Genomic DNA, 6694 nt, shown 5'->3' with positions numbered 1-6694 from the left:
AAAACAGAAAATTCAATTAAAATTCACGCGACGCTAGTGTTTTATGCCCTTTTTTGACAAGCTCCCAATCAACCTCGATATTTTTCCTAACCCTTCCAAGGAGCTGGAAAATAAGGTCAGTTTCCTCAGCAGAAAAGCCTGTTAATGCCACGCTGTTTGAGTAATCATTTTCTCGTTTAATCATTGGAAATATTGTCTTGCCTTTATCAGTTGGAAAGAGTCGTTTTATTTTTTTGTTTTGCGTATCGTTTCTTTTTTCAATAAAGCCATTTGCCTCTAATTTTTGGATAGCGCGTGCGGCGGTTGTTCGATCTACCTTTATCTTCTCAGCTAGCTTTTCCTGAATAATACCTGGATTTTCGCATATTCGTACAAGATATAAATATTGTCCTTTTGTTAAATGATATTCTTTAAATTCGATATTGCTGATGGAATCCAATGCCCTAGCAATCATACCGATTTCACGAAGAATTTCTGTCATGTTGCACCTCCTTAGCAATGTTTTTTATTGCAAATACAATAAAAAAGCTGTATGGTTAATATAATGTAATTTTGTTGTATTTGCAATAAAAATAAGGACGGAGGGCTAGAAGGTATTTTTTTAACATTCGGGACTTCGTTAATGATTTAAGCCAACTAAGAGTAGCTCCTTCTGATATAATACTAATAGGGCTGTATGTGACGGGGAGAATTATTGCCTTATCCTGATAGACTGTAATCTTTTTTCAGTGAGGCAAAAAACTGAATTTTTGGTAGTAGCGAAAACTTTGGAATTAACTCTTATGTCCCTATTTATCCTATAATTTTATATTTTTTTAACAAATTTGACCATGATTATTGCAGAGATTTTACATAGATAAAATTAAGGTTTCAAATTTGTTATTCACTAATAATCAGTAATACTATTGAAAAATAATACTTATCTATTTCGTGCTATTCTTACTCTAGTCAAAAGCAAAAGCGATTTGAAAGGAGTAAGGTTAATTGAAGAAAAAATGGTTACTACCCATTTTTGCATCTTTCACACTTTTCACAGGAATCGGTATACATGATGCAAAAGCAGCAACAATAGCAGATATTACTAATACAGCTAAGGAATATATCGGGGTTCCCTATAAATATGGAGGAAGCGATATGAGGACAGGCGTTGATTGCTCAGCCTATACACAATTTGTTTTTTCGAAGGTAGGCATCTCGTTACCACGTACCTCCAAAACTCAATATCAGCAAGGTACTTCTATCTCAAAGGAGCATTTAAAGACAGGTGATCTTGTATTTTTTAATACTTCAGGAAGCGGTGTTTCCCACGTTGGTATATACATAGGTGACAGTAAGTTTATTTCAGCTACAACAAGTGCTGGAGTTAAAATAGATAAAATGAACGATCCCTATTACTGGGGGTCTCGTTACATAGGAGCAAAACGTATTGCTGACTTCACTGAAAATGATTTTGGAGAAGTAAAAGATGCAGAGATTGACTTTAGCGTTTATGCATCGCGTGGAGAGGTGGCACTTCGACTTGCGGACGTACTACAGCTAGATACAAGTGAGACAAATACAAGTTTCCCTGATATCAAGCCATCTTCTAACTATGCAGGTGCTGTGGAAGCACTAAAAAAGATGGGCATTTTTACGGGCGATGAACACGGAAAATTTAATCCAAGTTCTCCGATTACACGTGGCCAGTTATCCAAGGTTTTAGTGGAAGCCTTTCATTTACAACAACAAGGAACAGCAGATGAATTTACAGATGTTCCGCCTACACACTGGGCTAATCCATATGTAGTAATTCTTGCCTCCACTAAAGTTACAGTAGGTAAAGGAGACAATACATTTGGGGTAAATGACAATGTCACATTAGAACAATTAGCTGCCTTTATTCAACGATTAAGTCAGTAACATATAAAACGGGGGCTGCGTATTTTAAGGAGCCCCCGTTTTGTCATTTATTTATGATCACTAACTTCCTCATTCATGTTACTGTCATGAGCAGGTGAAACTCTCTTCATAAAGAAGGCAAGAATAAGTGCGATGACTGCAATTAATGTGGAAATAAAGAAGGTGAAGGTAATGCCATGCAGCATTGATTCATTCACTATATTGGCTGTCCCCTGCGTAGCGGAAGAAGCTAATTCCTCTGCTTTTGCAGTGGCTTTATTGTTCATCACAGTAATTAATACAGCAGAGCCAATAGCCCCTGATACTTGCTGTAATGTATTATTCATTGCTGTCCCATGTGGGTTATTATAGGCTGGTAGCTGATTCAAGCCGTTGGTCATCACGGGCATCATGACCATGGACATCCCAAACATACGCAATGTATAGAGCCAAACAAGCGTAGCATAAGTTGTCTCCATATCAATTTTGCTAAAGTAATAGGTTGTCACAATGGTAATGGTTAAGCCGATAATTGCTAGGCTTCTTGCACCGTATTTATCAAATAGCTTACCTGTAATAGGTGACATAATCCCCATCACAATCGCTCCTGGTAGCATCAGTAAACCTGAATCCATCGGGGAAATCCCACGAATGGTTTGCACATAAATAGGCATTAAGATCATGGCTGAAAACATTGCGACTGAAAGAACAATTGCAATGGCGGAGGATAGCGCAAACATTGGATATTTGAAAATACGAAACTCCAGCATCGGCTCCTCCATTCGTAGCTGACGAAGAATAAAGGTTATTAATGCGAGTGTACCAATAATAATTGTGCCGTAAACAAGAATATGGTCCCAGCCCTTGTCCCCTGCTGAGCTAAAGCCGTAAAGCAGACCGCCAAAGCCGATGCTTGATAAAATAAGCGAGAATACATCGAGCTTAATGGCACGCTCTGGTGTGACATTTTTTAATTTAAAAATCGCAAAAATTAACGTTAAAATGGCAATTGGTAAGACAATATCGAATAAGATACGCCAGCTATAATGCTCAATTAACCAGCCAGAGAGTGTTGGTCCAATCGCTGGAGCGGTAATCATCACAAGCCCAAACATCCCCATCGCTGCTCCACGTTTTTCAACTGGAAAGGCTGTTAGCATCACATTCATTAACAAAGGCATCATAATTGCTGAGCCTGCTGCCTGAATCATACGAGCAGCTAATAATACACCGAAGGCTGGCGCAACACTTGCCAGGAATGTCCCAAGTGTAAATAATGCCATGGCCGTAATAAATAGCTTTCTATCTGTAAAACGTTGAATAAAGAAGGCACTTGCAGGTATTAAAATACCATTAATCAGCATATAGCCTGTAGAGAGCCATTGCACAGCCGTTGCTTTTACATGGAATTCATCCATAATCGCTGGCAAGGCAATATTAAGTAATGTTTCATTTAAAATCGCTACAAAGGCTCCGATAAATAAAATGGCAATCATACCATAGGGTGTTTTTGTTTGGGTGGAAGTTATGTTTTCTGTCAAATAGCCTCAGTCCTACTTTCTATATTTTTATCTTAATTATGACTACATGTACTGATCTTGTCCCCCAATCTGTTGAAATTGTAAATGGATGTCAACCTCTTCTAAAAATAAATATAAGAGTTGACATAAAGATAGTTTTCATTGTATAATTAAAATGTGGAGATGTGAGTAAAAATAATTATACGCAGTCTATCTATCTAAATTTATCATAAAATATAATTGATTTCAAGTCGATTCCTGCATATTTAAGGAATCGACTTTTTAGTTATTAATCAGATAGTGGCTTTCGTTAATTATTTCCTGCCTTTATTTTAAATTAGCAATGGGAGGTTAGAGGAAACCTAAAGCTCCCTCTTAGCACTGGCTTTTTCGCTAAAACAAATAAAGCATCATCATCATTTGGATGTAAGGCTACTGTCATGCCCTCAATAGAAAAATCAGGTGTGAAATAAAAGATCACCTTTTTCGTTGTTTCCTGTACAATCCTTGCTAATACAGCATCCACCTTAAATGATTGTAACGCAATGATATCATAAATATTTAGCACACCGTCCTCTTCCTCCATAAGCACAATTGTTTCTAAATCCTCTATATAATAGTTGGCTTTATGGAATACTAAGATGAAATAAAACATTAATAAATGCTGATTATGTTCAACATCTAAAATAGTTGAATTTACCTGGCGATTTTTTGCGTATTTTTCAAGTAGTATAAGATCCTGTTCAATGGTAAGCTGCTGTACGCTGGCATGCTGCTTCCGTTGAACAGGATTTTTTACAAGATCGAAGCTAAACTCACTTTCCTGTATTCGTGAAAAGCCAAACTTTGGATAAAAATCCAATACCGTATCATTGGCGAAAAGGTAGAAAAAATCACAAGCTTCTTTATATTCATTGAGAATATGCTGCATTAACTGCTTAGCCAAACCTTGATGGCGATAATTTTCCTCTGTCATCACAGTGCCAATTTGAATACTCTTATAACGTTGACCATTTATCACTACTGACATTTTACTGATAGAAGCATTGGCAATCACCTTTCCTTGCTGAATAAATGAATAAGGAATATATTGGTCATTCCAATAGCCTTGGTTGTACCAATTTTGAAAATCTAAGCCGAACGTTTTGATGGCTAAGTCATTAAAACTCGTCTTCAATTTTTCATCATGGCGATAATTACTCACTAATTCATATTTTTTCATATCTCTTCCCTCTCATTGTCTGTTTGAATATTAGATTTTATGGGAATGATCACCTCCTAAAAACAGCAAAAGACCTTATGAGAATAAACTCATAAAGTCTTTAATATATAGGCAGGAAGGCTATCTTCATCTCTGCTTATAATATGGATTAGACATTTTAGCAGCTCATCATTATCACATAAGGGCAACACAAATAAACCGATCATATGATAGACTCGCCCTTCTATTAAATTCATAGGAATTTAATGTGCGATAATAAGTTTTAGCATAGCTGTCTAATCCCCTTCTGCTTTTAAGATTATAGATATAATACTATCAAATGGTGAAGAATGTCTAGCATTTCATTTTGAGATAGGCTTCTCCAACAATATTGTTCATACTCTCCTTTGAAACAATTGCTTTTTATTTGTCAACACACTTTGCATTATTTGGTTATGTCTCCCAATCTAAAGTGAGGAATGATTGAAAATAAATGAAATACGTATAGAACACCTTTCTACCGTCAATTCTATAAACTAAGCTAACAATGAAGGGAGCCTCGTCATTCAATATGAAGCCTTTCAATCAAAACCAGTCACCTACAGCCATGAACTCGGAAGCTCCTACAGAAAATCTCGAAACAATTGCACAGGCACAAGATCATTTTATTCAATCAATAAAGGACGCAACAAATAATCCAGATGATTTAATTATTCAGTCTTTTCCGCCAAATATCACCCTTATTTATATCGATAATTTAGTGGATGATCAGACATTAAACAATAATATCATAGCCGATTTACAAAACAAACCAAACGATACACCAGAAATTTTGATGGCTGCCCTTTCTATTCCTGAGGTCACTGTAACGAGTCTACTAATAAAAGCGATAGAAGGAATCATTAATGGATCTGTTTTACTTCATATAGAAGGCTATCCGCAAGTTGTCATAGCCAATATTGCAAGTCGAGAATCGAGAGCTTTATCGACACCCGAAAATGAATCACAAGTAATCGGCACACAGGTTGCCTTTAATGAGAGTCTATCTACAAATATTTCGCTAATTCGTCGTTACATAGTAAGCCCAGATCTGTGTAATGAAAAAATAAAAATTGGCAGACGTACGAATACGGCTGTGACACTTTTATATATGAATGGTCTTGCCTCCGATCAAATGGTCAATACTGTACGTCAGCGCCTTGCCTCCCTCGATTTAGACGCATTAATTGATAGTGCGGTTTTAGCCGAAATGATTGATGATAATTCATTGTCTGTTTTTCCGCAAATGCTGTTAACTGAAAGACCTGACCGATTTTGTGATGGTTTATTGGATGGTAAGATCGGTGTGATTGTAGACGGAAGCTCGATGGCAATTATTTGTCCGCAATCGTTTACTGAATTTTTCCAAAGCCAAGAGGATCAAAACTTACGTTGGCAAATTGCTACCTTTGTGCGATTATTACGACTTGCCGCCTTCTTTTTATCTGTTTATTTAACACCATTTTATGTGGCCGCCCTCACCTTCCATTATGAGGTGATTCCACAAGCCTTTTTAGTGCCATTAAGTGAATCGAGAGCTTTAGTGCCTTTTCCACCCATATTTGAGGCATTGCTGCTGGAAATTATTATTGAACTATTGAGAGAAGCCAGTGCAAGGCTACCCACTAAAATTGGGCAAACAATCGGTATCGTTGGTGGTATCGTAATTGGGACAGCAGCGGTACAGGCAGGCATTACCAGTAATATTTTATTAATTATTATTGCTTTAAGTGCCCTAGCATCCTTTACCTCCCCAAGTTATATGATGGGGAATGTGATTCGACTTATTCGTTTCCCCATTATTATACTTGCAGGGTTTTGGGGCTTTTATGGAATTATGCTGGCGGTCTGTTTTATACTCGTTCATCTTTTACGCCAGTCAAGCTTGGGCGCACCGTATATGTCTCCCTTCTATCCTCCAAGATTGAAGGAAATGCGAGATAGTATTATCCGAATGCCAATTCCATTAACAGCAAAAAGGCCTGCTTTAACAAGATCAAAAGATGACTACAAGTTCGACCCTGAACCGATCAAGCCGAAAAAAAGTTGAACTGAA

At 37.1% G+C, this 6694-nt stretch carries 5 protein-coding genes; 2 read left to right on the top strand and 3 right to left on the bottom strand.

Annotated features, from left to right (window positions below):
- Positions 1 to 16: 16 nt before the first annotated feature.
- Positions 17 to 481 carry a MarR family winged helix-turn-helix transcriptional regulator gene (locus ADM90_RS10325; protein ID WP_053994868.1) on the bottom strand — a complete coding sequence of 155 codons (465 nt, stop codon included), beginning with the start codon at positions 479 to 481 and terminating at the stop codon, positions 17 to 19.
- A 503-nt stretch (positions 482 to 984) separates the two neighbouring features.
- Here ADM90_RS10325 and ADM90_RS10320 point away from each other — a divergent pair.
- Entirely contained in the window at positions 985 to 1899 is a 915-nt protein-coding gene (locus tag ADM90_RS10320) for a C40 family peptidase (protein ID WP_053994867.1), read from the top strand.
- A gap of 47 nt (positions 1900 to 1946) precedes the next feature.
- On the opposite strand, the gene ADM90_RS10315 is transcribed toward ADM90_RS10320, so the two are convergent.
- Both ADM90_RS10315 and ADM90_RS10310 read right to left on the bottom strand, forming a co-directional pair.
- Positions 1947 to 3374: a DHA2 family efflux MFS transporter permease subunit gene (locus ADM90_RS10315; RefSeq protein WP_412176985.1), complete on the bottom strand. Its 1428-nt coding sequence runs from the start codon at positions 3372 to 3374 to the stop codon at positions 1947 to 1949.
- 361 nt (positions 3375 to 3735) lie between these two features.
- On the bottom strand, positions 3736 to 4620 hold the full coding sequence (locus tag ADM90_RS10310; protein ID WP_053994865.1) for a GNAT family N-acetyltransferase: 885 nt from the start codon (positions 4618 to 4620) through the stop codon (positions 3736 to 3738).
- 550 nt (positions 4621 to 5170) lie between these two features.
- Here ADM90_RS10310 and ADM90_RS10305 point away from each other — a divergent pair.
- Entirely contained in the window at positions 5171 to 6688 is a 1518-nt protein-coding gene (locus tag ADM90_RS10305) for a spore germination protein (RefSeq protein ID WP_053994864.1), read from the top strand.
- The last annotated feature ends 6 nt before the right edge of the window (positions 6689 to 6694 follow it).

Origin of the sequence: Lysinibacillus macroides (assembly GCF_001281525.1) — a bacterium.
Classification (GTDB): Bacteria; Bacillota; Bacilli; order Bacillales_A; family Planococcaceae; genus Lysinibacillus; species Lysinibacillus macroides.
This window is presented reverse-complemented; position numbering and strand designations above follow the sequence as displayed.

Coding starts and splice junctions, on each gene's coding strand:
- ADM90_RS10325 (WP_053994868.1), bottom strand. CDS start 481: ATGACAGAAATTCTTCGTGAAATCGGTATGATTGCTAGGGCATTGGAT.
- ADM90_RS10315 (WP_412176985.1), bottom strand. CDS start 3,374: ATGATTGCCATTTTATTTATCGGAGCCTTTGTAGCGATTTTAAATGAA.
- ADM90_RS10310 (WP_053994865.1), bottom strand. CDS start 4,620: ATGAAAAAATATGAATTAGTGAGTAATTATCGCCATGATGAAAAATTG.
- ADM90_RS10305 (WP_053994864.1), top strand. CDS start 5,171: ATGAAGCCTTTCAATCAAAACCAGTCACCTACAGCCATGAACTCGGAA.